The organism is Anaeromyxobacter dehalogenans 2CP-C (assembly GCF_000013385.1).
Classification (GTDB): domain Bacteria; phylum Myxococcota; class Myxococcia; order Myxococcales; family Anaeromyxobacteraceae; genus Anaeromyxobacter; species Anaeromyxobacter dehalogenans_B.
This window is the reverse complement of the sequence record NC_007760.1, coordinates 2,540,620-2,566,760: the sequence shown is the minus strand read 5'-3', so window position 1 is coordinate 2,566,760 and position 26,141 is coordinate 2,540,620. Positions and strand designations below refer to the sequence as shown.

The window sequence follows — 26,141 nt, the reverse complement described above, 5'->3', positions numbered from 1 at the left end:
TCTAGGAAACCCGGGCCGGTCCGGACCTGCTCGCCCCGCCGTGTTCGTTGCCCGTCCGTCCGCGACCTGACCGGGGCCTGCCGGCCCACGGAGCATCACGAGGGGGGCTCGATGGGCGCGGATCCGCTGGCCGACGTGCTGACCTCGGTGCGCCTCACCGGCTCGGTGTTCTTTCGCGTCGAGGGCGCGCCGCCCTGGGCCGCCGAGGCGCCGCCGTCCCGCGCGATCGCAGCGCAGGTGATGCCCGGCGCGGACCACGTCATCGAGTTCCACGCGGTGGCGCGCGGTCGCTGCCTGGCCGGGATCGTGGGCGAGCAGCCGGTCGCGCTGGAGGCGGGCGACGTGATCTGCTTCCCGCACGGCGACGCGCACGTGCTGTCGAGCGCGGCCGGCCTTCGCGGCGGCCCGCCGGAGCTCGCGCCGTACGGGCTGGCGCGGAGCGCGCCGCGGCCGTTCCTGGTGCGGGTCGGCGCCGGGCCCTCCGAGACCGAGGTGCTGTGCGGCTTCTTCGGGTGCGACGCGCGCCCGTTCAACCCGCTGCTCGCCTCCCTGCCGCGCGTGCTGCGCGCGAGCGACCGGGACGGCCCGCGCCGCGGCTGGCTGACGCGCTTCCTCGAGGTGGCCGAGGCGGAGGCGAGGGCGCCGGGGCCGGGCGGCGAGGGCGTCCTGAGCCGGCTCGCGGAGCTGATGTTCCTGGAGATGGTGCGGCGGCACCTGGAGGCGCTCCCGCCCGGCCGCGCCGGGTGGCTGGCGGCGCTCTCGGATCCGCACGTGAGCCGGGCCCTGGCGGCGCTCCACGCGCGCCCCGCGGATCCCTGGTCGCTGGAGCGGCTGGCGCGCGCCGCCGGGCTGGCCCGGTCGTCGCTGGCGGAGCGGTTCGCGGCGCTCGTCGGCGAGCCGCCCATGCAGTACCTCGCGCGGTGGCGGATGCAGGTCGCGGCCGGGCTGCTCGCCACCACGCGCGAGGGGGTGGCCTCCATCGCCGCGCAGGTGGGCTACGCCTCCGAGGCCGCGTTCAACCGCGCCTTCAAGAAGTGCGTCGGCGAGCCGCCCGCCACCTGGCGCCGGCGGCGCGCCGCCCCGCGGCCCGACGGTCGCCCGGGCCCGGCCGCGTAGCCGCCGATCCGTCCGCGCCGCGACCGCCTTGCGCGCGCCTCGCGCGAGATCCCGCGCCCGTTCGCCCGGCACGCCCGTGGCATCTGCGCCCGTCCCCACCACGGAGGGTGCACATGCTCGTCGGAACCGCGTCCGCTTCGCCGCTCCCGCTTTCCCTTTCCGCCACCGCGCCCGTCGGCGCGGTCGCGACGCCGGTCCGGCCCGATCCCGTCGCGCTCGCCGGCCTGCCCGCGGCCGTCGAGGAGGCGCGCGCCGCCGCGCTCTCCGGCGCCGGCGGCCCGCCCGACCCGGCCACGTTCGCGGCGCTCCGCGCCCGGCTCGCGAAGGCGAGCGCAGGCCTGCCGGCCGCCTACCGGCGCGCGGTGGCCGAGCCGCTCCTCCGGACCCTGGACCAGCTCGGCCCGGGCGGCTTTGCGCGCCTGCTCCGCGAGGACCCGGATCGCCAGGCCGGCGCGCGGCTGCTGCTCGACGTCGCCCAGGCGGTCCTGCAGCGCGGAGAGGGCCACCGGGCCCGCGCCACCGCGGCGTTCCAGGAGGTGGTGAGCGATCTGTACGAGGGCTTCCTCTCCGCCGAGGACCGCCGCGGCGTGAAGCCGCCGGACCACGGCGTGGTCCCGCCGCTCGTCCGGTGGGGCAGCGCCGAGACCGGGCCGTACACCTGGCCCGCGACGGCCACCGCGGCGGTCGGCGTGAAGGCGGCCGTGGTGAGCCTGCCGGCCGCGAACGCCTCGGCGGGCCTGCTCGCCTGGCCGGCGCTCGCGCACGAGACCGCGGGGCACGACGTCCTCGAGGCCGACGTCGGGCTCCGCGCCCAGCTGGCGGGGGCGGTGCGCGAGCGGCTGCTCGGCGCCGGGATGGCGCCGGAGGTCGCCGGCTACTGGGCCGAGCGGATCGACGAGACCGCGGCCGACGTCCTCGGCGTCCTGAACATGGGGCCGGCCGCGGCGGTGGGGCTGGTCGGCTACTTCCGCGCGATGAACGCGGCGGCGCACGGCCGGGCCGCGCTCCGGAACGTGGGCCGCGCGGAGGACCCGCACCCGGCCGACATCGCGCGCGCGTACCTCGCGGCCGAGACCGTTCGGCTCCTGTCCTTCGAGGGCGCGGGCAGGTGGGCCGAACGGCTGGTGGCGGAGGCGGATCGCGATCTCGGGCGCGTGTGGCTGGGGAAGACCGAGGTGGCGCCTGCGGCGGTGAAGGCGTCCGCCGCGCTCGTGGCGCAGGCCATCGCGCGCACGCGGCTGCCGGCGCTGGAGGGGCGGGCGCTGCAGCAGATCCAGGACTGGCGCGACCGCGACGAGGCGGTGGTGGCGGACCTGCGCGAGGCGGTGTCGGGGCGCGGCGGGCGCTCCGGCCCGGGCCGCGCCGGCCGCGCGTACGGCGCCGGCGCCTACGCCGCGCACGTGGTCGCGGCCGCGGTGTACGAGGCCGCCGGCGGGGGCTCCGAGCCGGAGGCGGTCATGGAGCGGATGGTCGGCGTGCTCGCCGCGATGCACGCGCGGAACGCCGGGTGGCGCGAGGCGGCCGCGCGGGCTCCGGCCCCGCGTTTGGACGCGCCGGCGCCGGCTCGCGTCGCCTGACCGGCGGCGCGGCGCCCGTGTGGGACGCGGGGCGCGGGCGGCGGGCGGAAGGCCCTCACGCTAGGAGAACCCCCGCGCGGCGCGACCGCGGCCGGCGAGGGATCGCGCCAGCGAGGGGGAACGGCATGGCGTTCGAGGTGGAGACCCGCAGCCTGCAAGGGCGCGTCACGGCCCTCGGCAGCGCGGGCGGGCACGCGGTCGTGATCGACCGGCCGGAGGCTGCGGGCGGGGGAGGGCTCGGGTTCAACGGGGGGGAGCTGCTGCACCTGGCGATCGCGGGCTGCGTCTCCAACGACCTGTTCCGGGAGGCGCTCGCGGCCGGGATCCGCCTCGACTCGGTGCGGGTCAGCGTCCGCGGCGACTTCGCCGGCGATCCCGCGGTCTCCACCGGGATCCGCTACGACGTCGAGGTCGCGGGCGACGCGAGCGAGGCGCAGCTCGCGGAGCTGGTCGCGCGGGTGGATCGCATCGCGGAGATCCCCTGCACGCTCCGGCGGGGCGCCGCGGTCCAGCTCGGCGAGGCGAGCGTGCGGCGCACCACGGCCTGAGCGCGCGCGCGAACGCGCGTGCGGCGGCGCGGCGAGCTCCCCGCGCCGCCGCTCCGACTAGGCCGCCGGGTTGCCGCTGCGGGCCATCGGGCCGCGCGCGGCCACGGTGGACCAGGGGCTGGGCGTCGTGCGAACGAGCGATGCGAGCGCGGCGCCCGCGATGGCGATCCCGCGGCAGATCGCCGCGATCGTCAGGATCGGGATGAGGACGATGCCGAACAGCGGGACGAGCGTGGCGAGGACGGCCCACGCGAAGGTTCCCTTGACGGCCTGGGCTGCGGTGAGGTGGTGCATGTGGCCTCCTTGGATGGTCGGCAACATGCCCGCGAACCGGCAGGCCCGGAACGCGCAAGAACGGATGTGCCATCAGCGCCGGTTATGGACTGGATCGTGCGGCGCGAAGCAAGCTGATGCTCACGCGCCGTGCCCCTGCGCGGCGTCCGGCCGCAGCAGCGCGTTCAGCGCGGCGTATCCCGGCGCGTCGCCGAGGCGCTCGAACGTGCCGCGCTCGGCGATCTCCCGCGAGGCCTCCAGGAACGCGCCCCACGCGGCGCGCGCGAGCGCGGAGCCGACGCTGACGCGCCGGACGCCGAGCGCGGCCAGCTCCGCGACGGTGAACGCCGGACCGCCGGCGAGGACGTTCACCGGCCTCGGCGCGACCGCCCGGACCACCGCCGCGACCTGGTCGCGCGCGGTGAGGCCGGGCGCGTACAGGCAGTCGGCCCCGGCCTCCGCGTAGGCCACCAGCCGGCGGATGGTCTCGGCGAGATCGGGGCGCCCCGCGACGAAGCCCTCGCTCCGGCCGGTGAGCACCACGCCGCCGCCGGCCGCGTCGATGGCCCGCCGCGCCGCGCGCAGGCGCGCGACGGCCTCGTCGGCGGGGTACAGCGGCGCCGCGGGATCCCCGGTGGCGTCCTCGATGGAGAGCCCGGCCACCCCGGCGTCCACGCACGCCCGCACGTTCGCCGCGACCTCCTCCGCGGTCGCGCCGTAGCCGTCCTCGAGGTCCGCGTTCACCGGCAGCGGCGTGGCGGCGACCAGCTCGCGAACGTGCGCGAGCATCTCCTGGCAGCCCACCGCGCCGTCGGGCAGGCCGCGCGAGAACGCGAACCCGGCGCTGGTGGTGGCGAGCGCCCGGAAGCCGGCGCGCTGCAGCGCCCGGGCGGTGCCGGCGTCCCACGGGTTGGGCAGCACGAAGCAGCCGTCCTGGTGGAGCGCGCGGAACGCGCGGCGCTTCTCGTCCGTCGAGGTCATGCCGGGAGCGTAGCCGGCCTCGCCGGCCGCGGCCCGGCCCCGGGGGAGCCTTGCGCCGGACGCACGCGGTTCGCTACTGCGAGCGTCGGACTCGGAAGGAGCGCGGATGGACGGCAGCCCGGCACGCCCGGTCCCCCTCGTGCCGGACGCGGCGCCGGCCGCGCCCGGCCGCGGGCGGCTCGCCGCGCTCACGCTCCTCACCCTCGGCTTCTTCGCCGCGAACTCGCTCCTGGCCCGCGCCGCGCTGCGCCCGGGCCTCGCCGACCCCGCGACGTTCACCGCGATCCGGCTCGCCTCCGGCGCGGCCGCGCTCGGGGGGCTCGCGCTCGCGTCGCGCCGGGCGAGGCCGCGGGGCGGGAGCGCCGGGTCGGCGCTGGCGCTCTTCGCGTACGCCGCCGCGTTCTCGCTCGCCTACCGGCGGATCGACGCGGGCCCGGGCGCGTTCCTGCTGTTCTTCGCGGTGCAGGCCTCCATGATCGGCTGGAGCGTGCTCCGCGGCGCCCGCCCGACGCGGCGGCAGTGGGCGGGCCTGGCGGTGGCGCTCGCCGGCCTCGGCTGGCTCACGCTCCCGGGCGCGCACGCGCCGGATGCGCGGGGGGCGGCGCTCATGCTGGCGGCCGGCGTCGCATGGGGCGCCTACACCTTGCGCGGGCGCGGGGTCCGCGATCCCGCCGGCGCCACCGCCGCGAACTTCGCGCTGGCGGTCCCGCTGGCGCTCTGCCTCGTGATCGCCTCGGCCGGGACCCTGCACCTGACGGCGCGCGGGGCCGCGCTCGCCGCCGCCTCCGGAGCGGTCGCCTCCGGCGTGGGCTACGTGCTCTGGTACACGGTCGTGCCGGCGCTCGGCGCGGCGCGCGCCGCGGCGGTGCAGCTCGCCGTCCCGGCGATGGTGCCGCTGGCCGCGGCCGGCCTGCTCGGCGAGGCGATCACCCCGCGGCTGCTCGCGGCCGGGACCGCCATCCTCGCCGGCGTGGCGCTGGCGATCGCGCCGGCGGCTCGAGGGGGAGCGTTCACGAGGGCACTTTCCTCGCGCGCCGGGTCCGCGGTAGAACGCCCGCCCCGATGAGCAGCCGGCCCACCCACTACGCGATCGACTTCGGCACCAGCAACTCGCTGCTGGCCGCGGCCTGCGCCGATCGCACGTTCGACCCCGCGCCGCTCGACCCGGACGCGCCGGATCCGACCGTCCTGCGCAGCATCGTCTGCTTCCCCGACGAGGGGGGCGTCCACGTGGGGGTGGAGGCGATCCGGCAGTTCGTGGAGCACGGGGGCGAGGCCCGGCTCCTCCGCTCGATCAAGCACCACCTCGGCACGCGCTCGTTCCGTGGCACGGTCATCCGCGGCCGGATGCTCACCGCAGAGGAACTGGTCGCGGCGGTGCTGCGCCGGATGCGCGAGCGCGCCGACGCGCACTACGGCGTCGAGGTGCGGCGGGCGCTGCTCGGCCGCCCGGTGCACTTCGACGGCGAGGACGACGCGTTCGCGGAGGCGCGGCTGCGCCGGGCCGCGGAGCTGGCCGGCTTCGAGGAGGTGCGCTTCCTGCCGGAGCCGGTGGCGGCGGCGCGCGCGTTCGGCGCCGCCGCGGAGCGCGAGGAGCTGGCGCTCATCGGCGACTTCGGCGGCGGCACCTCGGACTTCACCGTGCTCCGCGTGGGGCCGCGCGCCCTCGCCCGGGAGGACGTGCTCGCCGTGGGCGGGGTGGCGGTGGCGGGCGACGCGCTCGACGCGTCGATCATGCGCGACCGGGTGGCGCGGCACTTCGGGGCGGAGGTCCTGTACCGGGTCCCGTTCGGCAAGAACGTGCTCCGCATGCCGCAGGGGATCGTGCAGCACCTCTGCTCCCCCGCGCACCTGTCGATCCTGCAGCGGCGCGACGTGGCGAGCTTCCTCGCCGACGTGCGCCGCTGGTCGCTCTCCGACGAGGACCGGCGGCGCATGGACCAGCTCACGGTCATGGTCGAGGAGACGCTCGGCTTCCAGGTGTTCGAGGCCATCGAGCGCGCCAAGCGCGAGCTGTCGGGCGCCGCCCGCGCGCGGGTGGAGCTGTCGCACCCCGGCATCGAGGTGCGCGAGCCGGTGACCCGCGCCGGCTTCGAGAAGGCCTGCCGGCGCGAGGTGGACGCGATCCTGGCCTGCCTGGACGAGACGGTGCGCCGGGCCGGCGTCGCGGCGGAGGAGATCGGGGCCGTCTGCTGCACCGGCGGCACCGCCCGGGTCCCGCGCCTCGCCGAGGAGATCCGCCGCCGCTTCCCCGCCGCGCGCATGGAGCAGTTCAAGGGGTTCCACTCGGTGGTGGAGGGGCTCGCCCGCGAGGCGCAGGCGGTGGCGCGGGGCTGAGCTCGGCCCCGCTCACGCCTCGACGATCTCCTTCGGCGCGCGCTTCCCCGCCGCCGCCTTCACGCCGGCGAGGAACCGCGAGCGGAGCGCGTCGCTCATGAGCGCCTGCTTCACCGGCGGCAGCCGGAGGAACCCGCCCACCAGCGCGCGCAGGAACGCCTGGGACTTGCTGCCGGGGTCGTCGAAGAGCTGGTTCTGCAGCGTGCCGCGCTCGAGGCACTGCAGGATGAGCCGCTCGAGCAGGTCCTCGGGGTGCAGCACGCGCTGGGTTCGGTGGTGGAGCTTCATCGCGCCCGGGTTGCACGTCAGCGTGCACACGCCGCACCCCAGGCAGCGCGCCTCGTCCACCTGCGGGCGGCCGTGCTTGCGGAACCGCGGGTCGGGATCCGGCACGCGCGGGATGGCGCCGACCGGGCACTTCTTCGAGCACTTGCCGCAGCCCAGGCAGCGCTCGCGGTCGGAGGCCGCGACGTAGCTCGAGGTCACCACCGCGTTCGGATACCCGTGGCGCGTGACGCCGAGCAGCATGTTGCAGCAGCAGCCGCAGCAGTGGCACATGAACGTGGCGCCGCGGCGCACGTTGTCGGCGTTGAGGACCAGGCCGAGCGCGCGGGAGCGGGCCAGGTTGTCCAGCATCTCGGCGCGCGACACCTCGCGGGCGAAGCCGTGGCGGATGAGGTAGTCGGCGCCCTGGTCGAACGAGGAGCAGGTGTCGAGCGGCGCGGCGCACCGCTGCTCGCCGAGGTGGGACTTCTCGTGCCGGCAGGAGCAGGTGCCGATCGCGAGGCGGCGCGCCGACTCCACCATCGCGACCGCCTTCTCGTGGTCCAGGACCTCGACGTACTCCTCGGGTCGCACCGCGCCGTCGTGCGGGACCGCGCGCATGAGCGACACGCGCTGCCCGCCGCCGAAGTTCGCGCGGTAGAAGGCGCCGTCCTCCATGTACGCGTTGAACAGCTTCGCCCACCGCGCGTGATCGCCCTCGGTCGCGCCGCCGGTGCGCATCATCGTGTACTCGAAGATCCCGATGGCCATCGGCGACGGCGCGTACCAGGTCCGTCCCCGCACCTCGAGGTCCATCACGAGGCCCCGCGGACACAGCGTGTCGAGCCGGCGCCGCACGTCGTCGGGGGCGAGGCCGGTCACCCGCGCGATCCGCTCCAGCGGCGCGAGCCCGTACGGCATCTTCACCACCAGCTCCGCCTCGGCCTCGGAGTAGAGCTCCTTCAGGATCCCGAACAGCGCCGCGTTCCAGGGCGCGCGCACGCTGAGCCCGTCCACCTTGGCGCCCAGCCCGCGGTACAGGTCCTTGCCGACGAGGTGTCCCATGGCGCGTCCCTCCCGCGGCAGCATCGGCGTACGGCGCCGCCGCCGGGCAGGAGGGCCGACGGGGCCGCCCGAGCGGACGAGGTCGGCGCATCCTGCGCACCGCGGCGCAGCCCCGAGCGGCAGGAGCCGGACGGGGGCTCGCCCGAGCCTACACTGCCGCCATGGATCGGCGGGAGGTCGCGGCGCTCCCCATCGCCTCGGTCCACGCCGCGCTCGGCAGCGCGCCCGACGGGCTCGACCCCGCGGAGGCCGCCCGGCGCCTGCGCGAGGCCGGCCCGAACGCGCTGCCGCGGCGGCGTCGCCGGCCGGCGCTGCGCCGGGCGCTCGCGCAGATCGCGCACCCCATGGCGCTCCTGCTCTGGGCCGCCGGGGCGCTGGCGCTCGTCTCGCGGATGCCGCAGCTGGCCTGGGCGGTCTTCCTGGTGATCGCGCTGAACGGCGTGTTCGGCTTCTGGCAGGAGCGGCGGGCGGAGCACGCGCTCGAGGCGCTCGAGGCGCTGGTGCCGGCGCGGGCCCGGCTGGTGCGCGGCGGGCACCTCCTGGAGGTGGACGCGCGCGAGGTGGTGGTGGGGGACGTGCTCGCGCTGGAGGAGGGCGACCGCGTCCCGGCCGACGCGCGCCTCGTCGAGGCGGCGCTGTTCCGGCTCGACGTGTCGCTGCTCACCGGCGAGTCGCTTCCGGTGGACCGCGACCCGCGCCCGCGCGTCGGCGAGCTCGCGGCCGCGGCGCTGCCCTGCCTGGCGCTCGCGGGCGCGACGGTCGCGACGGGCCGGGCCCGCGCGGTGGTCTTCGCGACCGGCGCGGCGACCGAGCTGGGCCGGGTGGCGCGGCTGGCCACCACGTCGCCGCGGGCCCCGAGCACGCTCGAGCTGCAGGTGGGCGGGGTGGTGCGTCTGGTCACCGCCATCGCGGTGGGCATGGGCGTCGGGGTCTTCGTGCTCCTGCGCCTGCTCGGGGCGGGGCTCGAGGAGAGCCTGCTGTTCGCCATCGGGATCCTGGTGGCGAACGTGCCGGAGGGGCTCCTGCCCACCATCACCGTCACGCTCGCCGCGAACGTGCAGCGGATGGCCCGGCGCCGCGTGCTGGTGTCGCGGCTCTCGGCGGTCGAGACGCTCGGGGCGGTGGACGTGCTGTGCACCGACAAGACCGGGACGCTCACCCGCAACGCGCTCGAGATCCGGGCGCTGTGGACGCCGGACGGGGGCGAGGCCTCGCCGGCGGCCGCCCGCGAGCCCGGGCCCGCCCGGCGCCTGCTCGCCGCCTCGGCGCTCGCGAACGACGCGCGGAGCGTGCCGGGCGGCGGCGGGGTCAGCATCGGCGATCCGCTCGATCGCGCGCTCCTCGAGGCGGCCGCGGCGGCGGGCCTCGACCCCGGGCGCCTCCGGGCCGCGTGCCCGCGCCTGGCGGAGGCGCCGTTCGACCCGCGGCGCAAGCGCATGACGGCGGTGGTGCGGGCCGACCCGGCGTCCGGCGCGCCCGGCGCGGCGCCGTGCCTGGCGGTCACCAAGGGTGCGCTGGCGTCCGTGCTCGAGCGCTGCGACCGGGTGCTGGCGGGCGGCGCCGCGCGGCCGCTCGACGCGGCCAGCCGGCACCGGATCGCGGCCGCGCACGACGCGGCCGCCGCGCGCGGGCTCCGCCTGGTCGCGCTGGCCGTGCGCGAGGGCGGCGACGAGCTCGCCGCGCTGGCGCCGGAGCGGCTGGAGGCCGGGCTCGCCTTCGCCGGGCTGATCGGCCTCGAGGACCCGCCGCGCGAGGGCGTCGAGGCGGCGCTGGAGGCCTGCCGGCGCGCCGGGATCACCGTCACGATGGTCACCGGGGATCACCCGCTCACCGCCTGCGCGCTGGCCCGCGAGGTCGGGCTGTGGGGCGCCGGCTGGCGCGCCGTGGACGGCCCCGAGCTGGAGGCGCTCCCGGACGGCGACCTCGACGCGCTGCTCGCCGGCGGCGGCGGGCTGGTGTTCGCGCGCGTCGCCCCGGAGCAGAAGCTGCGGCTCGTGCACGCGTACCAGCGGCTCGGCCACGTCGTGGCGGTCACCGGCGACGGGGTGAACGACGCGCCCGCCCTCCACGCCGCGCACGTGGGCGTGGCCATGGGCCGCAGCGGCACCGACGTGGCGCGCGCCGCGGCGGACGTGGTGATCCTCGACGACGACCTCTCCACCATCGTGGCGGCGATCGAGGAGGGGCGGGCCACGCTCGCGAACGTCCGCAAGTTCCTCGCCTACGTGCTCACCTCGAACGTCCCGGAGATCGCGCCGTTCCTGGCCATGGTCGCGCTCCGCGTCCCGCCCGCGCTCGGCATCCTCCAGATCCTCGCGATCGACCTCGGCACCGACCTGCTCCCCGCGCTCGCGCTCGGGGCGGAGCCGCCGGAGCCGGGCGCCATGGACGTGCCGCCGCGCGCGCGCACCGGGAAGCTGCTCGACGCAGGCCTGCTGGCGCGGGCGTACGCGTTCCTGGGCGTGGCCGAGGCCGGGGCGTGCCTGGTCGCGTTCTTCGCCGCCTGGCGCGCCGCCGGGTACGGGCTGGGCGAGCTGCGCGCCGTCGCGCCGGCGCTGCTCGCCCACGCGGCGCCGGCGCCGGTGGTGGCGCTGCAGCGCGAGGCCACCTCGGCGGCGCTCGCCGCCATCGTGTGCTGCCAGGTCGGCAACCTGCTCGCGTGCCGCTCGGAGCGGATCCCGGTGGCGCGGCTCGGCGTGCCCCGCAGCCGCCTGCTGCGCTGGGGCGTGGCGGTCGAGCTCGCGGTGCTGGCCGCGATCGTCTACCTGCCGCCGCTCCAGGCGCTGTTCGGGACCGCGCCGCTGCCCGCCGCCGCCTGGCCGTGGCTGGCGCTGTGCCCGGTCGCGATGGTGCTCCTCGACGACGCGCGCAAGGTCGCCGCCCGCCTCGCCTACGGCGCCGCCTCGAGCACCAGTCGCGCGAGCTTCGGGTAGTCGCGGTCGAAGTGGTGGGCGCCCGGCAGCACCAGCCGGCGCACCTCGGGCCGGCCCTCGAGCTGCGGGCAGACGCTGTCCTTCTCCTCGACCCCCTGGACGCAGAGGATCCGCACCGAGCCGTCCAGCGCCTCGACGGCCTTCCGCGTCGAGGTGGCGGCGCCGCGGCGCACCGAGGTGAACAGGTCCACCACGTGGACCTCGAACTCGGCGAAGGACTCCGGGCCCAGCATCGCCACCAGCTTCACCGCGGCGCGCTCGGCGGGCGGCATGCGCGGCGGCAGGAACGGGACGATGTCCGCGCCGCGCGAGTAGCCGATGAGCAGCACCTCGTCGCGCCCCCACTTCGCGCGGTAGTGCGCGATCATCCGGCCCACGTCCGACGCGGTCTGCTCCGGCGTCTTGGCGCTCCAGAAGTACTTGAGCGAGTCGAGGCCGGCCACCGGCACCCCGGCCGCGACGAGCGCCTTCGCGAGCCCCTTGTCGAGCCCGACCCAGCCGCCGTCGCCGGTGAGCATCACGGCCATCCGGCGGCCCGGTCCGGAGGCCGGGTTCTCGACCACCGGCAGGTCCGAGACCGGCGGCGCGTTCGCAGGTGGCGGGGCGGGCGGGGGCGGGGCGGCGGCGGTCGCGGCCGCCTCGTGCGCGCGCGCCCGGGCGGTCACCGCCTCGGCCCGGGCCTCCGCGTCCGCGCCCGCGGGCAGCGTCTCCAGGGTGGCGGCCGGCACCTGGCGCGCGAACGCCTGCGCCTCGCCCGCCGGACAGCCTGGCCCGGCGGCGTCCTCGAGGATCGCGGGCGGCTGCTCCAGGTGCGGGGCGGCCGGGACGACCTCGCCGCCCCGCGTCGCCTCGGGCAGCGGGCCGGAGCCGTGGCAGAGGTGGACCGGCAGCGGGCGGGAGGGGCAGAAGCCGATGAGCGCCGCGCCGGAGAACGTCCCCGCGGGCGCCTCGGCGAGCGCGGCCCACGCGAGCGACGCGCCCAGGCCGACGCCGACGGGCATGGGCCGGAGGTACGCGCCGAGGCCGGCGCGCTTCTGGAGGCGCTGGGCCAGCGTCTCGAGATCCGCCGCCGGGTAGGCGCAGCGCGCCTCGCGCACCGAGCGCAGGTACGCGGGGAGATCCACGGTCGCGACCAGCGCGCCGCGGGCGGCGAGCGCGCGCGCCAGGGCGTCGAGCGCGGCGTCGCGGCCGCCCGCGCCCGAGACGAGCAGGATCGCCCGCTGTGGCGCGCCGAGCGGCGCGGCGACGGGCACGGCGCCGAGCCCGGGGACGTCGAGGGTGGCGGGGACGGCGGCGAGGGCCAGCGCCAGCGCGGCAGGGATCATCGGGTCACCACGCCCTTCAGGCCGCGCGACACGAGCGCGGTCAGGTTCGCGAGGATCGCGGGCAGGCGGAGCCCGCCGGGCGCGGCCAGCCAGCGCGGCCGCCACTCCGGCGCGAACTTCTCCTTGTACGCGCGGAGCCCCTGGAAGTTGTAGAAGTTCTCGCCGTGCCGGTAGAGCCGGGCGCCCATCCGCGTCCACAGCGGCGCGAGCTGGCGCGGCTCGAACCCGGAGAACGGGGCCATGCCGAGGTTGAACGCGCGGTAGCCCTCGGTCCTTCCCCACAGCATGAGCGACGTGAACAGGTAGTCCATGGTCGAGCGCGGCGCGGCGGGGTGGTAGCGCATGAGGTCCACCGACAGCTCCACGCGGGCCGCGCTGGCCCACACGTTCGCGAAGCCCACGATCTTGCCGTCCAGGCGCACGAGCGCGACCGGCCCCTCCGCCAGGTAGCGCGGGTCGAACGACCCGAGGGAGAAGCCCTTCTCGCGCACGCCCTTCTCGGTCAGCCACGCGTCCGAGACCGCGGCGAGGTCGGGGAGGAGCCCGGGCACCGCCGGCGCGGGCACGACCTCGAAGGAGAGGCCGTCGCGCTCCGCCCGGGCATGCGCCTGCCGCAGGGCGCGGCGGGTGCTCCCCTCCAGCGAGAAGCCCTCCAGCGGCACCACCGCCTCCTCGCCCAGCTTCAGGAGCGAGAGGCCCAGGTCGAGGTAGCGCGGCAGCGCGGCCGGCCCGACCTGGTAGAAGCAGGCCCACCCGCCGTGCCGGTCCGACAGCTCGCGGAAGCGCCAGGCCAGCTCGGTGGCGGCTGGATCCGGGCCGACCGGGTCGCCCATGGCGATCCAGCTCCGGCCCTCCACCGCGTACATGAGGAACGCGGCGTCGCCCTCGGAGAACAGCAGGCACTTGTCGCCGGTGAGCGCGAGGTGCGCGTAGGACTCCGGCGCGCGGTCCACCAGCGGGCGCACGCGGTCCAGCTCCGCCGCGCCCGTGCGCGGGGGCTCCGGCGGCGCGGGGCGGAGCAGCGTGGCGACGCCGAACAGCACCAGCAGCGAGACGCCGGCCACCGAGGCGCGCAGGAACCGCGGCGCGTCCCCGTGGAACGCGAACGTGAACCACAGGTCCCGCGACCACTCCACGTGGCGGTAGGAGAGGATGCCGATCACGATCGACCCGGCCACCAGCAGCGCCACCCCGAGCGCCCAGCCGGCGGAGGGGATGCCCTCGAGCATGGAGCTGCGCCGGTAGAACTGGCGGTGGAACGGGGCGATGGCCGCGAGCAGCGCGAGGAGCAGCGTCGCCTCCTCCCAGTCGAGCCCCTTCGCGAGCGACGCCACCGCGCCGGCGGCGAGCAGGCCGATGGCGACGGCCCAGGCCGCGTCGATGCGGCGGACCAGCGCGCGGGCGAGGAGGAGCAGCGCCGTCCCGACCAGGCTGCCGACGAGGTGCGACGCCTCCAGCACCGGCAGCGGCAGCGCGCGGCGCAGCAGGTGGAGCCGCTCCGCCTCGGCCGGGGTGGCGCCCGAGACGAGCAGCACCGTGCCGGCGAGCAGGGCGGCGCCGCCGGCCAGCCACGGCACCACCGGCGCGAACGAGGCGTGCGCGCCGCGCAGGATCCGCCCGAGCCAGGCCCGGCGCAGCAGCAGCTCGTGCGTCGCGAGCAGGGCGAAGGCGACCAGGAACGGCGCCACGTAGTAGACGAGCCGGAACGCCACCAGGCTCGACACCACCGCCGGCGCCGGCACCGCGGGCGTGAGCGCCGCGAGCACGATCGACTCGAACACGCCCAGGCCGCCCGGCACCTGCGAGGCCAGGCCCACCACCTGCGCCGCCACGAACAGCCCGAGCAGCTGCACGAACCCGAGCGGCGAGCCGGCCGGGAGCAGCACGTGCAGCACCAGCGCCGCCAGCGCCCAGTCGGCGGCCGAGACGGCGATCTGCGCGAGCGTGAGCGGCAGCGAGGGCAGCGAGAAGCGGACGCCCTTCACCGACAGCGTCGTGCCGCGGGCGGCGGCGACCACGTACGACGCGGTGACCGCCAGCGCGGCGGCGCCCAGCGCGCGGGCCGCCCACCCCGGGAGCGGCACGGGGAGGCCGGACAGCAGCGCCACGCCGGCGATGGGCAGGAGGCCGGCCCAGAGCTGCGCGGCGGTGAACGCCACCACGCGCGTGATCTCGAGCGCCGACAGGCCCCACTGAGAGTAGAGGCGGAACCGCACCGAGCCGGACGAGAGCAGCGCGAACCCGACGTTGTTGCCGAACGCGTAGGAGACGAACGAGGTGAAGACCACCCGCGAGTACGGCAGGCGGCGCCCGGCGTAGCGCAGCGCCAGCACGTCGTAGGCGGAGAGCAGCAGGTAGTCGAGCGCGGTGAGCCCCGCGGCGAGCGCGAGCAGGGCGGCCGGGAGCGCCGAGAGCTCGCGCTCCACCTGGTGCAGGTGCAGGCCGCGCAGCTCGGCGTGGAGCGTCCAGGCGGCCGCGCCGAGCAGGGCGACGGGGAGGAGCACCAGCGCGGCGCGGCGGAGCCATGTCACCCTCCAATGAGAGTCCCGATCCCGGGCCGGGGTCCACTTCCGCGACGGGGCGTGCGGCACGCCGCCCCGCCGCCGGCGCGATGGTCTTCACGGAGCGTCACCCAGCGCGGGCGAGGCCGGGCGGCGGCGCGGCCGCGGCGCCCAGCCCGAGCAGCAGGTCCACCTCCGCCGCCATGTGCCGGGCGAGCAGCTGGTGCTGGCGCCGGACCTCGTCGAGATCCCACTCGAACGAGGCGATGCGATCGGTGACCTCGAGGATCCCGTGCGCCACCCCGTCGCGGGCCGCCTCGTACCCGTCGAGCGCGGCCTCGCCGCCCGCGACGACGGCCCGCGCCAGCAGCTCGGCGTCGCGGAGCGCGTCGGTGATCCCGTGGGCGGTGAGCGGATCCCGGAAGAAGCCCGCGTCGCCCACCAGCGCCCAGCCCGGGCCGTGGGCGCGGCGGAGCACGCCGCGGGCGCCGGGGAACGCCCGGAGCCGCGCGTCGAGGTGCGCGTCCGGGAGCGCCGGAGCGAGCTCGGGCGCGGCCTCCGCCACGACCGCGCGGTAGAGGTCCGGCAGCCCACCCGGCAGCGCGGCGAGGAGGCGCCGCGGCGGGACGGCCACGAACAGGCAGGTGCGGCCGGCGTTGGTCGGGATCGCGCCCGCGCTCACCCCCGGCGCGTAGTACCAGTGGTAGCCGTCCGCCGGGAGCCCGCACCAGTGGCCGTAGACCACGCCCGTCTCGGCGGCGCCGAGCCGCGCGACGGGCGCGCCGGCGAGCCGCGCCACCCGCGAGCGCAGCCCGTCGGCGCCGATCACCAGGCGCGCCCGGACCGTCGCGGCGGCGCCGGGCCCGGCGCCGGCCAGGACCGCGCCGCACACGCGGCCCGTGGCGTCGCGCACGAGGTCGAGGAGCGTCACGCCGTGGACCACCTGAGCGCCCGCGGCGCGGGCGGCCTCCACCAGCAGCGGGTCCAGCACCGTCCGGCGCGGCGCGTAGAGCGCGTCCACGCCGTCGCGCGGCTTCACCGCGAGCGGAAGCGCCTCGCCGGCGTAGTGGAACGTGGCGGTCCGGATGGCCGGGGTCCCGGCCGCCGCCAGCCGGTGCAGCAGGCCCCAGCGCGCGAGCTGGAGCGCGCCGCCCCGCATGAGCGCGTGCGTGGAGAGCGCGTCCGAGCCCTCCGGCTCGCGGTCCACCGCGAGCACGCGCAGGCCGGCGCGCGCGAGGAGCATCGCGGTCGAGGCGCCGGCGCAGCGGGCGCCCACCACGATGGCGTCGTAGTCGGGGCGGAGGTCGATCGGGAACGCGTTCGTCATGGCGGGGCTCCGGTGGGTCAGGCGGCGGTCGCGCCCGCGGCGCGGCCGGCGACGCCGTGCGCGAGGTGCCGCGCGAGGTGCGCTGCGAGGTGCTCCGCGTCGGCGCCCACGCCGTCGAGGAAGCTGGAGTTGCGCCGGCGGAGGAACTGCAGGCCCAGCACGTACAGCCCGGGCACGGGCGTGACGCCGCCGTCGTGGAGGAGCTCGCCCCGGGCGTCGAGGACGGGGAGCCGGAGCCAGGGGTAGCTGCGGCGGTAGCCGGTGGCCCACAGCACGGTGCGGATGCCCTCGGCGCGCAGGTCGAGCGTGCGCGGGGCGGGCGGTGCGACCGGCGCGGGGATGGGCCGGGGCGCCGGCGCGGGCTCGCCGGTCCGGGCCGCGTGCGCGTCGATGCGCCGGAGCAGCCGCTCCATGCGCCGCTTGGCGGCCTCCACCGACGCGGCGAGGTCGTCCGCGAGCAGGACGCGCCCGCCCTCGACGCCGGCGAGGCGTCCCGCCAGCCGGACGCCGGCGGCCGCGAGGACGCCCAGGTCCAGCGACCGGTGATCGGGCCGCCCGACGAGCTGGAGCGACGGCTGCCGGCGCGCGGCCTCCAGGTCGGGCACCGCGTCGGCGCCCTCGGCGAGGAAGCCGGTCCGGTCGAGCCACCACATCACGTCGCGCCCGCGGTACCGGCGGGGCAGGCGGACGTGCCGCCCGACCGCGAGCGTCACCGGCCGCCCGGTCCGGTGGATCTCGTCGGCGAGCTGGACGCCGGTGGCCGACGCGCCGACCACCAGCACGCCCCCGGGCGGCAGGCGGTCCGGGCTCCGGTACGCGGACGGCACGACCTGCGTCACCGACGGCGGGAGCGCCGCCGCGAGCGCGGGCACCGCCGGGCGATCGCAGTGGCCGGTGGCGATCACCACCGCGCGCGCCCGCCAGCGCCGGCCCGGCGCCTCCACCCGGAAGCCGTCGCCGTCGGGCTCGAGCGCCGTCACCTCCACGCCCGCCTCGACCGGCGCCGAGAACGACCGCGCGTACGCCTGCAGGAGCCCGACGACCTCGCGGCGCGACATGAAGCCGTCCGGGTCCGGGCCCCGGTAGGCGATGCCCGGGAGCCTCGACTGCCAGCGGGGCGTGAGCAGCCGCAGCGAGTCCCAGCGCTCGGAGCGCCACCGCTCGCCGACCGCGCCGCGCTCGAGCACCACGTGCGCGATGCCCCGGACGTCGAGGCACCGGCTCATGGCGAGCCCGGCCTGTCCCCCACCGATGACGACGACGTCGGTGCGCCGCATGGCCGCCTCCGGGCGCCGCGGCCGCCGCCGGTCCGGGGACCGGGCGGCGGGCCGCGGGCGGCTCACCCCGCGTCCACCATGATCGACACCGGGACGCCGTGGGCGAGGACGTCGAACACGGCCGAGCGCGCCTGCGACTGCGCCACGATCTCCGCCAGCTTCTCCGGCGGCGCGTCGCCCTTCACGCGGAAGGTGGCGCGGATCTCGCGGTAGCCGTTCCGCGCCTCCCGCGACAGCCCGAGGATGCCGTTCAGGTCGATGTCGCCTTCCAGCGTGGACTCGACCTCGTACAGCGTCACGCCGCGCGCCGCGGCGATGTTGCCGATGCCGGCGGTGATGCAGGCGGCGAGCGCGTGCAGCAGGAACTCCACCGGCGTCGGCCCCTGGTCCCGGCCGACCAGCACCGCGGGGTGGTCGGCGTCGAACGTGAACTCGCGCTCGTGCATGCGCTCGGCGCCGGCGCCGCGGAAGCCCTCGATGCGCGTGCGGCTGTGCGTGCCCTGCTGCCAGTGGTTGGTCGCGCGGAAGCGGAAGTGGGCCAGGTCGGGCTGGCCGCGCACCGCGTCCAGCGTGGCGAACAGCGTGGGCGTGTCCACGCCGTTGAGCGGCACCGGCTTGCGGGCGGGCTTCGCGGCGGGGGGGGTGGTGGTCGTGGTCTGCATCGCGTCTCTCCATCGCCCCGAGGACCGGGAGTGGTCGCTCGTCGTCGGGCGCGAGGAGGGATGGCAGGCGGCGTGCCAGCGGCGGCGGTGCGCACGGCACGCGGGAATCCGCCGGGTTCGCGCACCGTGAGGCCCCGCGCAGGGCGTGGCGATTCCTCGCCGCGGCGAGATCTCGTCCCCGGCCCCGACGTCGTTTCGTCGGGCGCGGATGCGGCGCGCGGCTATGTTTCGCGCGCGCGGCGGGCAGGGGGCCCGCGGTGCCGTCCCGGGGGGCGGGCCATGCGAGATCTCTCCCACGGCGCCGCCGAGCGGCGGATCGACGAGGAGGTGGCGCTTCGCGCGGTCGTCGAGGGCACCGCGTCGGAGACGGGGCAGGCCTTCTACCGGGCGCTGGTCCGCAACCTGGCGCAGGCGCTCGACACCTGCGGCGCGTGGCTCACCGAGTACGACCCGGCCAGCGACCGGCTGCGCGCGCTCGCGTTCTGGTTCGAGGGTCACTGGGTAGACGGCTTCGAGTACGACGTCGCGGGGACCCCGTGCGAGGACGCGGTCCGCGCCCAGCGCGTGGTCCACGTGCCCGATCGCATCCTCGAGCTGTACCCGCGCGACCGGATCGCGTTCCCGCGGACCGGGCTGGTCAGCTACCTGGGCGTCGCGCTGGTGGACGAGGCGCACCGCGTGCTCGGGCACCTGGCGGTGGTGGACGACCGCCCCATGCCGCCGGAGAAGCGGCTGCTGGCGCTGTTCCAGATCTTCGCGAACCGGGCGCTCGCCGAGATCCGCCGCGAGCGCGCGCAGCAGGAGCTGCGGGAGCGGCAGGAGGAGCTGGCCGCGCTCATCGGGGCGGCGCGCGACGCGATCCTCGAGCTGGACGGCGGCCTGCGCGTCACGCTGGTGAACGCCGCGGCGGAGCGGGTGTTCGGGTGCGCGGCGGCGGACGCGCGCGGGCAGCCGCTCGCGCGGCTGGTGGGCGCGGCGGCCGCGGAGCGGCTGGGCGCGCTGGCGGGCGAGCTGGGGCGGCGCAGCGGCGAGCCGTCCATGTGGATCCCCGACGGGCTGGCGGTGGAGCCCGCCGGGCGGGAGGCGTTCCCGGCCGAGGCCACGCTGTCGGGCTTCGAGGTGCGGGGCGAGCCGCACTACACGCTCATCCTGCGCAACGTCCGCGAGCGCGTCGAGGCGGAGCGGCGGATCCGCGCGCTCACCGCGCAGGCCGACTACCTGCGCGAGGAGCTCGCGGCCGAGCACGGGTTCGACGAGGTCGTCGGGCGCAGCCCGGCGCTGCGCGCGGCGCTGGACGGCGTCGCGCAGGTGGCCGGCACCAGCGCCACGGTGCTGCTGCACGGCGAGACCGGCACCGGCAAGGAGGTCTTCGCGCGCGCCATCCACGCGCGCAGCCCGCGCCGCGACCGGCCGCTCGTCAAGGTGAACTGCGCGGCCATCCCCGCGACGCTGATCGAGAGCGAGTTCTTCGGGCACGAGCGCGGCGCGTTCACCGGCGCGACGCAGCGGCGCGAGGGGCGCTTCGCCCTCGCCGACGGCGGCACGCTGTTCCTCGACGAGATCGGGGAGCTGCCGCTCGAGCTGCAGGGGAAGCTGCTGCGCGTGCTGCAGGAGGGCGAGTTCGAGCCGGTGGGCGGCGCGCGGACGCGCAAGGTGGACGTCCGGGTGATCGCCGCCACCAACCGCGACCTCGAGCGCGCCGCGCGCGAGGGGCGGTTCCGCGAGGACCTCTACTACCGGCTGAGCGTGTTCCCGCTGCGCCTCCCGCCGCTGCGCGAGCGCGGCGACGACGTGCTGTTCCTCGCCGCCGCGTTCACCGCGAAGCTCTCGCGCGAGCTGGGCCGGGCGGTGGCGCCGCCGGACGCCGCGGACGCCGCCGCGCTCCTCGCCTACGGGTGGCCGGGCAACGTCCGCGAGCTTCGCAACGTGATCGAGCGGGCCATCATCACCTCCCGCGACGGCCGGCTGCGCGTGGACCGGGTGCTCCCGGCGGCCGCGGCGCCCGCCCCGGTCCAGTCGCCGCGCGCCGAGCGCGAGCCGGCAGGCGGCGCGCTCCTCACCGACAGGGAGCTCCGTCAGCTCGAGCGGGACAGCCTCGTGACGGCGCTGGAGCGCGCCGGCTGGCGCGTGGCGGGCGAGGGCGGGGCGGCGGCGCTGCTCGGGATCAGCCCCTCCACGTTCAAGTCGCGCATGAAGTCCCTCGACATCCGGCGCTCGGCCCGCTGAGGACCCGGAGCCCCGGCCCCGGCGGCGCGTCCGGCGGGCAACACTCCTCCTGCACCACCGGGAGCCGGCCGGCGATGTGGAGCGCCAGCGCGTCCGCCACCCGGCCCGACGGCGTCCGGAGCACCGCGATGCGGCGCCGGGCGCGGATCCGCTCCAGCGCCTGCGTGCCGATCCCGCCGACCAGGAACACGTCGATGTCCTCGTCCGCCAGCGCGCGGCACGCATCGCAGGGGCGCTCGCCGGGCGCGTTCGGCACGACCCGGTACGCCAGCGTGGCGGCGTCCACGAGCATGAACGCCGGCGCGCGCCCGAAGTGAGGCGACACCGGGCTGAGGAGGCCGCGGTTCTCTTCGATGGGGATGCAGAGGGTGGCGGGCATGCGTTCTCCGTCGTGCGTGCGGCGCGCCACCTCGGTCACCGGTCGGCCGCCCGACGCTGGCCGCTGCCCGAAGGCCCGGCGCGCCGCGCGGACCGACGGGAGACCCCCGAGACATATGAGCGCGTCCAGCCCCTGGCGGGTTCGCCGGAATGCGCTTTGCGACAACGTGTCGCGGGCGCGCGGCGCCGGATCGTGCGTGGACCGATCCGGTCCACGTTCCCGGCGCCGGCGCCGGCGCCCGCGCCCGCGACCTCCTACGGCTCGTCCAGGAACGCCTCGATCATCGGGGCGAGCCACTCCACGCGGCGCTGCACCACGCCGTCGTGATCGGTGGCGGGGAGCACCGCCAGGCGCGCGTCCGGGAGCATGCGCGTGAGCGCCACCGCGTGCTCCGGCAGCACCGCATCGCGGTCCCCGGCCACGACCAGCACCGGGACCGTGATCGACCGCACCTCGGCGTCCGGCCAGTCGCGGAACTCGAGCATGCGCCGCGCCGACTTGGCGTGGAAGGACGGGAGCTGCTCGGGGTGCGGCGCGACCGCGAGGTAGGCCTGCCGCAGCTCGGCGGGCATGTCCTCCAGGCGCCCGCGGCGGATCGCCTCCCAGGCCTGCGGCGCCAGGCCGTCGCGGCGCACCATGGCCGACGCCACCACCAGCCGCCGCACCAGCGCGGGGTGACGGACGGCGACCTGCAGGGCGATGGTCCCGCCGTTGCTGAAGCCGAAGAGGTCGGCGCGCGCCACGCCCAGGTGCCGGAGCAGGGCCGCGGTGTCGTCGGCCGACTGCTCGAACGTGAACGGCCGGTCCGGGAGGTCGGCGGTGCGGCCGTGACCCTGCTGGTCGAACGCGATCACGCGGCGGTGCCGCGCGAGCGCGGGCAGCAGGCTCGCGAACGAGGTCTCGATGCTCGAGCCGCCGCCGTGGAGCAGCACGAGCGGCGGCCCCTTCGCGCCCGCGGGGCCGTGGATCTCGTAGTACACGCGCAGGCCGTTCACCGGCGCGTAGCCGCGCTGGACGGCGTCGGCGGGGGCGCGGGCCGGGGCGCTCGCGGGGGCGGGCGCGGCCGCGAGCAGCGCGGCGGCGAGGGCAGGGAGGAGGGAGGCGGTCATGTGCGGGTCCCCGTCACCAGTAGCGGTAGCCGTTGATGCGGTACGGGAGGCCGAGCTCGCCGCACACCTCGGCGATGACGTCGGGCGTGTAGAAGTAGTTGCGCACGCGCGAGAGCCGATCGCCGGAGGTCTCGACGCGGGTGAGCGCGCGGACCGCCTCGCCGTCGGCGTGCGCGTACCAGTGCACGATGACCGGCTCGCCCCGGTGCAGCCGCACCTCGCAGCGCGGGCGATCGGGGAGGGCGCCGAGGCGGTAGCGCGGGTCGATGCCGGTGGTCTGGCCGTCCACGCCGGCCAGCCGCCGGCTGCCGTACATCATCCCCTGGAACACGCCCTTGCGCGCGGCGTCGCGGCCGTACTCGGCGTGCACGCGCACCACCTCCACGCTGGCGGTGTCGAGCAGGAGCGCCACCAGCCGCTCGAGGTCCCCGGCGTTGAACGCCGCGCAGAACGCGTCGAGCACCGGCGCGCTCGGGGCCGCGGTGAGCGCCTCGTCCGGCTCGGCCAGCTTCCCTCGGCCGCGGTGGAGCGCCGCCTTCACCGCCCCGACGCTGGTGGAGAGCGCCTCGGCGATCTCCTCCAGCGACAGGTCGAACGCCTCCTTCAGCACCACCGCGGCGCGCTCCTGCGGCGACAGCCGGCCGATGAGCGTGCCGGCCGCCTCGCGCGACGCCCTCGGCTCGGGCGCGGCCGCGCCCTCCGGCACGTCCCCCGCGTCCTCGCGCGTGCGCCGGAGCCGGTCGATCCACAGGTTCGACGCCACCCGGAACAGCCAGGCGCGCGGGTTGTCCGGCGGGCCGTCCATGCAGCCGAGCGTCACGAACGCCCGCGCCATCGCGTCCTGCACCAGGTCGTCCGCGTCCCACGGGCTGCGCGCCAGGCTGCGGCAGTACCGGTAGAGCTCCGGCCGCAGCGGCTCGTAGGTGTCGAGGAAGCGGTGCCAGGACGCCTGGACGGCGCCGGCGAGGGGAGGGGTCGGCTCTGGGGGCGTGGTCATGCGGTGGAGACGGATGGATGCCGCCGCGGGATACGGGCGGCACGCCGGAACGCCGCGAGCGCTCCAACCGGGGATCGAGGCGCGCCCACGCCGGCGAGCCGCGGGGCGCGCCGCGCACCGCCCGCGCCGGGAGGGCGCGCGGGCGGTGCGCCGGCACGGCTCACTTCGCGGCGCCGGTGGCCTTCAGCACCTTGTTCCAGCGCGCCACCTCGCTCTCGACCAGCTTCTGCAGCCCCTCCGGCGTGCGCGCGGCGGTGTTGGAGAGGTCGCCGCCCAGGTCGAGCAGCCGCTTGCGCGTGGCCGCGTCGTCGAGCGCCGCGAGCAGCGCCTGCGAGAGCCGCTTCACCACCGCCGGCGGCGTCCCCTTGGGCGCGAACACGGCGTTCCAGGCGGTCACCTGGAACTCGGGCAGCCCGCCTTCCTTGGTGGTGGGCACGTCGGGCAGCGCCGGCGAGCGCTCGGGCAGCGCCACCGCGTACGCCTTGATGGTGCCGGCCTGGATCTGCGGCACCAGGTTCACGATCTGGTCGCACATGTAGTCCACCTGGCCGGCCACCAGGTCGTTCAGCGCGGGCCCGGTGCCGCGGTACACCACGCGCGTCGGCTTCGCGCCGAGCAGCGAGTTGAACAGCGAGCAGGTGGTGAACGAGACGGAGCCGACGCCGGCGTGCGCCTCGTTCAGCTTCTCCGAGTCCGCCTTCACCTTCGCGACGAACTCCTTGAAGTCCTTGGCCGGGAAGTCCTTGCGCGCGACCACCACGATGGGCGTGCCGGCGGCGAGGCCGATGGGCGCGAAGTCCTTGCGCGGATCGTACTTCAGGTCCGGGTACACGGCCGGCGCGGCGCCGTGCGTGCCCATGTGGCCCATCATGATGGTGTAGCCGTCCGGCGCGGCCTGGGAGGCGCGCAGGATGCCGGTGGTGCCGCCGGCGCCGGCCACGTTCTCGATCACCACCTGCTGGCCGAGCGTGCGCGACATGTGCTCGGCCACGATGCGCGCCACCACGTCGGTGGGGCCGCCCGCGGCGAACGGGACGATCATGGTGATGGGGCGCTCGGGGTAGGCGGCGCGGGCCGGGGCCGCCGCGAGCGCGAGGGCCGCGAGGACCGGGACGGCGAGCCGGGCGGCGGTTCGGGTCATCCGATGCGTACTCATTCGACGAACACCTCCTTGCGGCGCGTGCGCACCGCGGGCAGCACTGCGAGGACCAGCACGACGACGGCGAGCGCGAGGAAGGCCGCGCTGATGGGACGCTGCACGAACGACGCGGCGCTGCCGCGCGAGATGGCGAGCGCGCGCCGCAGGTTCTCCTCCATGAGCCGGCCGAGCACGAAGCCGAGCAGGAGCGGCGCGGTCTCGAGGTCGAGCCGCACGAACGCGTAGCCGGCGAGCGCGAAGCCGGCGGTGAGGAGCACGTCGGCGGCGGAGTTGTTCACCGAGTAGATCCCGATGCAGGAGAAGACCAGGATCGCGGGGAACATGAGCCGGTAGGGGACCTTCAGGAACCGGACCCACACGCCGACCAGCGGCAGGTTGATGACGAGCAGCATCAGGTTCCCGATCCACATGCTGGCGATGACGCCCCAGAACAGCTGCGGGCTGCGCGTCATCACGAGCGGGCCGGGCACGATGCCGTGGATGGTCATGGCGCCGACCATGAGCGCCATCACCGCGTTGGGCGGGATGCCCAGCGAGAGCAGCGGGATGAAGGAGGTCTGCGCGCCGGCGTTGTTGGCGGACTCCGGGCCGGCCACCCCCTCGATGGCGCCGCGGCCGAAGCGGCGCGGGTCGCGGGCGAGCCGCTTCTCCACCGTGTAGGACGCGAACGGCCCGAGCACCGCGCCGTTGCCGGGCAGGATGCCGAGGATCGCGCCGAGGAGGCTGCCGCGGACGATGGGCAGGGCCGAGCGGCGCAGGTCCTCGCCGGTCGGCAGCAGCCGGCCGATGGGCCGCCGCACCACGTCGCGCTGCTCGGTGAGGTCGAGGTTGCGCAGCACCTCGGCGAACCCGAACACGCCCATGGCCAGCACCGCGAAGTCGATCCCGTCGGCGAGGGGCGCCCAGCCGAACGCCATGCGCTCGGCGCCGGTCTCGAGGTCGGTCCCGACCGTGGAGAGCAGCAGGCCGAGCAGGATCATCACCAGCGCGCGCGGCACCGAGCCCCGCGCCAGCACCACGGCGAACGCCAGCCCCGCCAGCATCAGCGAGAAGTACTCGGCCGGCCCGAACAGGAGCGCCACGCGCGTGAGCGGCGCGGCGAGCGCGGCCACCACCAGCGTCGCCACGCACCCGGCGAAGAACGAGCCGATGGCGGCGATGCCGAGCGCGGCCCCGGCGCGCCCCTGCTTCGCCATCTCGTGCCCGTCGAGCGTCGTGACCACCGCCGTCACCTCGCCGGGGATGTTCACGAGGATGGCGGTGGTGGAACCGCCGTACTGCGCGCCGTAGTAGATGCCGGCGAGCAGGATGATCGCGCCGGTGGGCTCCACACCGTAGGTGATGGGCAGGAGCATGGTGATGGTGGCGATGGGGCCGACGCCGGGGAGGACGCCCACGAGCGTGCCGATGAGGCAGCCCACCAGCGCCAGCCCGAGGTTCTGGAGCGTGAACGCGACCGAGAAGCCGAGCGCGAGGTGCGAGAGCAGGTCGCTCATGGCGGCGGGCTAGAGGCGGAACCCGGGGAGGATGAGCACCGGGATGGGCAGGCCGAGGGCGAAGCGGAACAGCCCGGCGCAGGCGACGGTCGTCACCACCGCGAAGATCGCCAGCTCCTTCCAGCGCACCTCCGGCGACGCCGCGCCGCCGAGCAGCATCACCAGCGGGCCCGCCAGCGCGAGCCCGACCGTCCGGATGGTGAGCGCGAACGCGATCACCGCGAGCGAGATGAACACCGGGCCGCGCAGGGGCCACCGGCCGATCGGCTCGCCGTCCTTCAGGAACGCGGCCGCGATCAGCGCCAGCCCGGCGAGGCCCAGGATGGCCGCGATGGCGCGGGGGAGCATCCCGGGGCCCATGGCCCGGAGCCGGCCCGGGTCCAGGTCGCCGGTGGCGAGCAGGGCCACCGCCGCGATCCCGGCGACGAGCACGCCGGCCGCGAGATCGCGCGGCGCGCGGACGCGCGGCCCTCGGCGGGGGGGAGCGAGGTGCCCCGTGTCCTCTTCCAAGCGGCCTCCGGTGCCGCGGGCCCGGGGGGGGCCGGACGGCGGGCAGGGGGTAAACGGATGGTTCGATGATGCTGAACGC

Annotated in this window: 21 protein-coding genes; 7 read left to right on the top strand and 14 right to left on the bottom strand. The window is 77.0% G+C overall.

From position 1 onward, the window contains the following. Positions 1-111 precede the first annotated feature (111 nt). The 3 genes from ADEH_RS11745 (at position 112) to ADEH_RS11735 (ending at position 3,241) form a co-directional block, all read left to right on the top strand. A complete protein-coding gene (locus ADEH_RS11745) occupies positions 112-1,116 on the top strand; it encodes an AraC family transcriptional regulator (RefSeq protein ID WP_011421319.1) in 1,005 nt (334 codons plus the stop codon). A 113-nt stretch (positions 1,117-1,229) separates the two neighbouring features. Then, positions 1,230-2,693, top strand: a complete 1,464-nt coding sequence (locus tag ADEH_RS11740) for a hypothetical protein (RefSeq protein WP_011421318.1) — start codon at positions 1,230-1,232, stop codon at positions 2,691-2,693. 125 nt (positions 2,694-2,818) lie between these two features. Continuing rightward, on the top strand, positions 2,819-3,241 hold the full coding sequence (locus tag ADEH_RS11735) for an OsmC family protein (protein ID WP_011421317.1): 423 nt from the start codon (positions 2,819-2,821) through the stop codon (positions 3,239-3,241). Between the two features lie 57 nt (positions 3,242-3,298). Here ADEH_RS11735 and ADEH_RS11730 read toward each other — a convergent pair whose 3' ends face one another. Then, the gene (locus tag ADEH_RS11730; protein WP_011421316.1) at positions 3,299-3,535 is read right to left on the bottom strand and encodes a hypothetical protein; all 237 of its coding nucleotides are present in this window, start codon (positions 3,533-3,535) and stop codon (positions 3,299-3,301) included. Between the two features lie 120 nt (positions 3,536-3,655). After that, complete coding sequence (locus tag ADEH_RS11725; RefSeq protein WP_011421315.1) at positions 3,656-4,495, bottom strand: isocitrate lyase/PEP mutase family protein; 840 nt, start codon at positions 4,493-4,495, stop codon at positions 3,656-3,658. Positions 4,496-4,601: 106 nt separating this feature from the next. Here ADEH_RS11725 and ADEH_RS11720 point away from each other — a divergent pair, with 106 nt between their 5' ends. Both ADEH_RS11720 and ADEH_RS11715 read left to right on the top strand, forming a co-directional pair. Then, positions 4,602-5,561 (top strand): DMT family transporter, encoded by a 960-nt coding sequence (locus ADEH_RS11720; RefSeq protein ID WP_011421314.1) that lies wholly within the window; start codon positions 4,602-4,604, stop codon positions 5,559-5,561. Continuing rightward, a complete protein-coding gene (locus ADEH_RS11715; protein ID WP_011421313.1) occupies positions 5,558-6,832 on the top strand; it encodes an Hsp70 family protein in 1,275 nt (424 codons plus the stop codon). The genes ADEH_RS11720 and ADEH_RS11715 overlap by 4 nt, the downstream gene beginning before the upstream one ends. A 12-nt stretch (positions 6,833-6,844) precedes the next feature. On the opposite strand, the gene ADEH_RS11710 is transcribed toward ADEH_RS11715, so the two are convergent. After that, positions 6,845-8,161: a 4Fe-4S dicluster domain-containing protein gene (locus tag ADEH_RS11710; protein ID WP_011421312.1), complete on the bottom strand. Its 1,317-nt coding sequence runs from the start codon at positions 8,159-8,161 to the stop codon at positions 6,845-6,847. A 161-nt stretch (positions 8,162-8,322) separates the two neighbouring features. On the opposite strand from ADEH_RS11710, the gene ADEH_RS11705 reads away from it, so the two are divergent. Continuing rightward, positions 8,323-11,094: a cation-translocating P-type ATPase gene (locus ADEH_RS11705; protein WP_011421311.1), complete on the top strand. Its 2,772-nt coding sequence runs from the start codon at positions 8,323-8,325 to the stop codon at positions 11,092-11,094. Here the strand turns inward: ADEH_RS11705 and ADEH_RS11700 are convergent. The 5 genes from ADEH_RS11700 to ADEH_RS11680 all read right to left on the bottom strand — a co-directional run bounded on the left by ADEH_RS11700 (position 11,052) and on the right by ADEH_RS11680 (position 18,186). Next, a complete protein-coding gene (locus ADEH_RS11700) occupies positions 11,052-12,419 on the bottom strand; it encodes a virulence factor family protein (RefSeq protein WP_011421310.1) in 1,368 nt (455 codons plus the stop codon). The genes ADEH_RS11705 and ADEH_RS11700 overlap by 43 nt on opposite strands. After that, on the bottom strand, positions 12,416-14,950 hold the full coding sequence (mprF, locus tag ADEH_RS11695) for a bifunctional lysylphosphatidylglycerol flippase/synthetase MprF (protein WP_041453506.1): 2,535 nt from the start codon (positions 14,948-14,950) through the stop codon (positions 12,416-12,418). The genes ADEH_RS11700 and mprF overlap by 4 nt, the downstream gene beginning before the upstream one ends. Before the next feature lie 97 nt (positions 14,951-15,047). Continuing rightward, the gene (locus ADEH_RS11690) at positions 15,048-16,247 is read right to left on the bottom strand and encodes an FAD-dependent oxidoreductase (protein ID WP_011421308.1); all 1,200 of its coding nucleotides are present in this window, start codon (positions 16,245-16,247) and stop codon (positions 15,048-15,050) included. Between the two features lie 17 nt (positions 16,248-16,264). Then, positions 16,265-17,524 (bottom strand): flavin-containing monooxygenase, encoded by a 1,260-nt coding sequence (locus ADEH_RS11685; RefSeq protein ID WP_011421307.1) that lies wholly within the window; start codon positions 17,522-17,524, stop codon positions 16,265-16,267. A gap of 62 nt (positions 17,525-17,586) precedes the next feature. After that, entirely contained in the window at positions 17,587-18,186 is a 600-nt protein-coding gene (locus ADEH_RS11680; protein WP_011421306.1) for an OsmC family protein, read from the bottom strand. Between the two features lie 279 nt (positions 18,187-18,465). On the opposite strand from ADEH_RS11680, the gene ADEH_RS23690 reads away from it, so the two are divergent. Further along, positions 18,466-20,412 carry a sigma-54-dependent Fis family transcriptional regulator gene (locus ADEH_RS23690; RefSeq protein WP_011421305.1) on the top strand — a complete coding sequence of 649 codons (1,947 nt, stop codon included), beginning with the start codon at positions 18,466-18,468 and terminating at the stop codon, positions 20,410-20,412. On the opposite strand, the gene ADEH_RS11670 is transcribed toward ADEH_RS23690, so the two are convergent. The 6 genes from ADEH_RS11670 to ADEH_RS11645 form a co-directional block, all read right to left on the bottom strand. Then, positions 20,366-20,791: a NifB/NifX family molybdenum-iron cluster-binding protein gene (locus ADEH_RS11670; protein ID WP_011421304.1), complete on the bottom strand. Its 426-nt coding sequence runs from the start codon at positions 20,789-20,791 to the stop codon at positions 20,366-20,368. The two genes, ADEH_RS23690 and ADEH_RS11670, sit on opposite strands and share 47 nt — an antisense overlap. A gap of 254 nt (positions 20,792-21,045) precedes the next feature. Further along, positions 21,046-21,900 (bottom strand): alpha/beta fold hydrolase, encoded by an 855-nt coding sequence (locus tag ADEH_RS11665; RefSeq protein WP_011421303.1) that lies wholly within the window; start codon positions 21,898-21,900, stop codon positions 21,046-21,048. A 13-nt stretch (positions 21,901-21,913) separates the two neighbouring features. Then, complete coding sequence (locus ADEH_RS11660) at positions 21,914-22,897, bottom strand: RNA polymerase sigma factor (RefSeq protein ID WP_011421302.1); 984 nt, start codon at positions 22,895-22,897, stop codon at positions 21,914-21,916. 160 nt (positions 22,898-23,057) lie between these two features. Continuing rightward, positions 23,058-24,038 carry a tripartite tricarboxylate transporter substrate-binding protein gene (locus ADEH_RS11655; RefSeq protein WP_232287261.1) on the bottom strand — a complete coding sequence of 327 codons (981 nt, stop codon included), beginning with the start codon at positions 24,036-24,038 and terminating at the stop codon, positions 23,058-23,060. 11 nt (positions 24,039-24,049) lie between these two features. Next, a complete protein-coding gene (locus tag ADEH_RS11650; protein WP_011421300.1) occupies positions 24,050-25,552 on the bottom strand; it encodes a tripartite tricarboxylate transporter permease in 1,503 nt (500 codons plus the stop codon). A gap of 9 nt (positions 25,553-25,561) precedes the next feature. Beyond that, positions 25,562-25,984 carry a tripartite tricarboxylate transporter TctB family protein gene (locus ADEH_RS11645; RefSeq protein ID WP_232287260.1) on the bottom strand — a complete coding sequence of 141 codons (423 nt, stop codon included), beginning with the start codon at positions 25,982-25,984 and terminating at the stop codon, positions 25,562-25,564. Positions 25,985-26,141 lie beyond the last annotated feature (157 nt).

Bases quoted from the DNA above. Each gene is read 5' to 3' on its own strand.
- ADEH_RS11745 (WP_011421319.1), top strand. From the start codon at position 112: ATGGGCGCGGATCCGCTGGCCGACGTGCTGACCTCGGTGCGCCTCACC.
- ADEH_RS11740 (WP_011421318.1), top strand. From the start codon at position 1,230: ATGCTCGTCGGAACCGCGTCCGCTTCGCCGCTCCCGCTTTCCCTTTCC.
- ADEH_RS11735 (WP_011421317.1), top strand. From the start codon at position 2,819: ATGGCGTTCGAGGTGGAGACCCGCAGCCTGCAAGGGCGCGTCACGGCC.
- ADEH_RS11730 (WP_011421316.1), bottom strand. From the start codon at position 3,535: ATGCACCACCTCACCGCAGCCCAGGCCGTCAAGGGAACCTTCGCGTGG.
- ADEH_RS11725 (WP_011421315.1), bottom strand. From the start codon at position 4,495: ATGACCTCGACGGACGAGAAGCGCCGCGCGTTCCGCGCGCTCCACCAG.
- ADEH_RS11720 (WP_011421314.1), top strand. From the start codon at position 4,602: ATGGACGGCAGCCCGGCACGCCCGGTCCCCCTCGTGCCGGACGCGGCG.
- ADEH_RS11715 (WP_011421313.1), top strand. From the start codon at position 5,558: ATGAGCAGCCGGCCCACCCACTACGCGATCGACTTCGGCACCAGCAAC.
- ADEH_RS11710 (WP_011421312.1), bottom strand. From the start codon at position 8,161: ATGGGACACCTCGTCGGCAAGGACCTGTACCGCGGGCTGGGCGCCAAG.
- ADEH_RS11705 (WP_011421311.1), top strand. From the start codon at position 8,323: ATGGATCGGCGGGAGGTCGCGGCGCTCCCCATCGCCTCGGTCCACGCC.
- ADEH_RS11700 (WP_011421310.1), bottom strand. From the start codon at position 12,419: ATGATCCCTGCCGCGCTGGCGCTGGCCCTCGCCGCCGTCCCCGCCACC.
- ADEH_RS11690 (WP_011421308.1), bottom strand. From the start codon at position 16,247: ATGACGAACGCGTTCCCGATCGACCTCCGCCCCGACTACGACGCCATC.
- ADEH_RS11685 (WP_011421307.1), bottom strand. From the start codon at position 17,524: ATGCGGCGCACCGACGTCGTCGTCATCGGTGGGGGACAGGCCGGGCTC.
- ADEH_RS11680 (WP_011421306.1), bottom strand. From the start codon at position 18,186: ATGCAGACCACGACCACCACCCCCCCCGCCGCGAAGCCCGCCCGCAAG.
- ADEH_RS23690 (WP_011421305.1), top strand. From the start codon at position 18,466: ATGCGAGATCTCTCCCACGGCGCCGCCGAGCGGCGGATCGACGAGGAG.
- ADEH_RS11670 (WP_011421304.1), bottom strand. From the start codon at position 20,791: ATGCCCGCCACCCTCTGCATCCCCATCGAAGAGAACCGCGGCCTCCTC.
- ADEH_RS11665 (WP_011421303.1), bottom strand. From the start codon at position 21,900: ATGACCGCCTCCCTCCTCCCTGCCCTCGCCGCCGCGCTGCTCGCGGCC.
- ADEH_RS11660 (WP_011421302.1), bottom strand. From the start codon at position 22,897: ATGACCACGCCCCCAGAGCCGACCCCTCCCCTCGCCGGCGCCGTCCAG.
- ADEH_RS11655 (WP_232287261.1), bottom strand. From the start codon at position 24,038: ATGACCCGAACCGCCGCCCGGCTCGCCGTCCCGGTCCTCGCGGCCCTC.
- ADEH_RS11650 (WP_011421300.1), bottom strand. From the start codon at position 25,552: ATGAGCGACCTGCTCTCGCACCTCGCGCTCGGCTTCTCGGTCGCGTTC.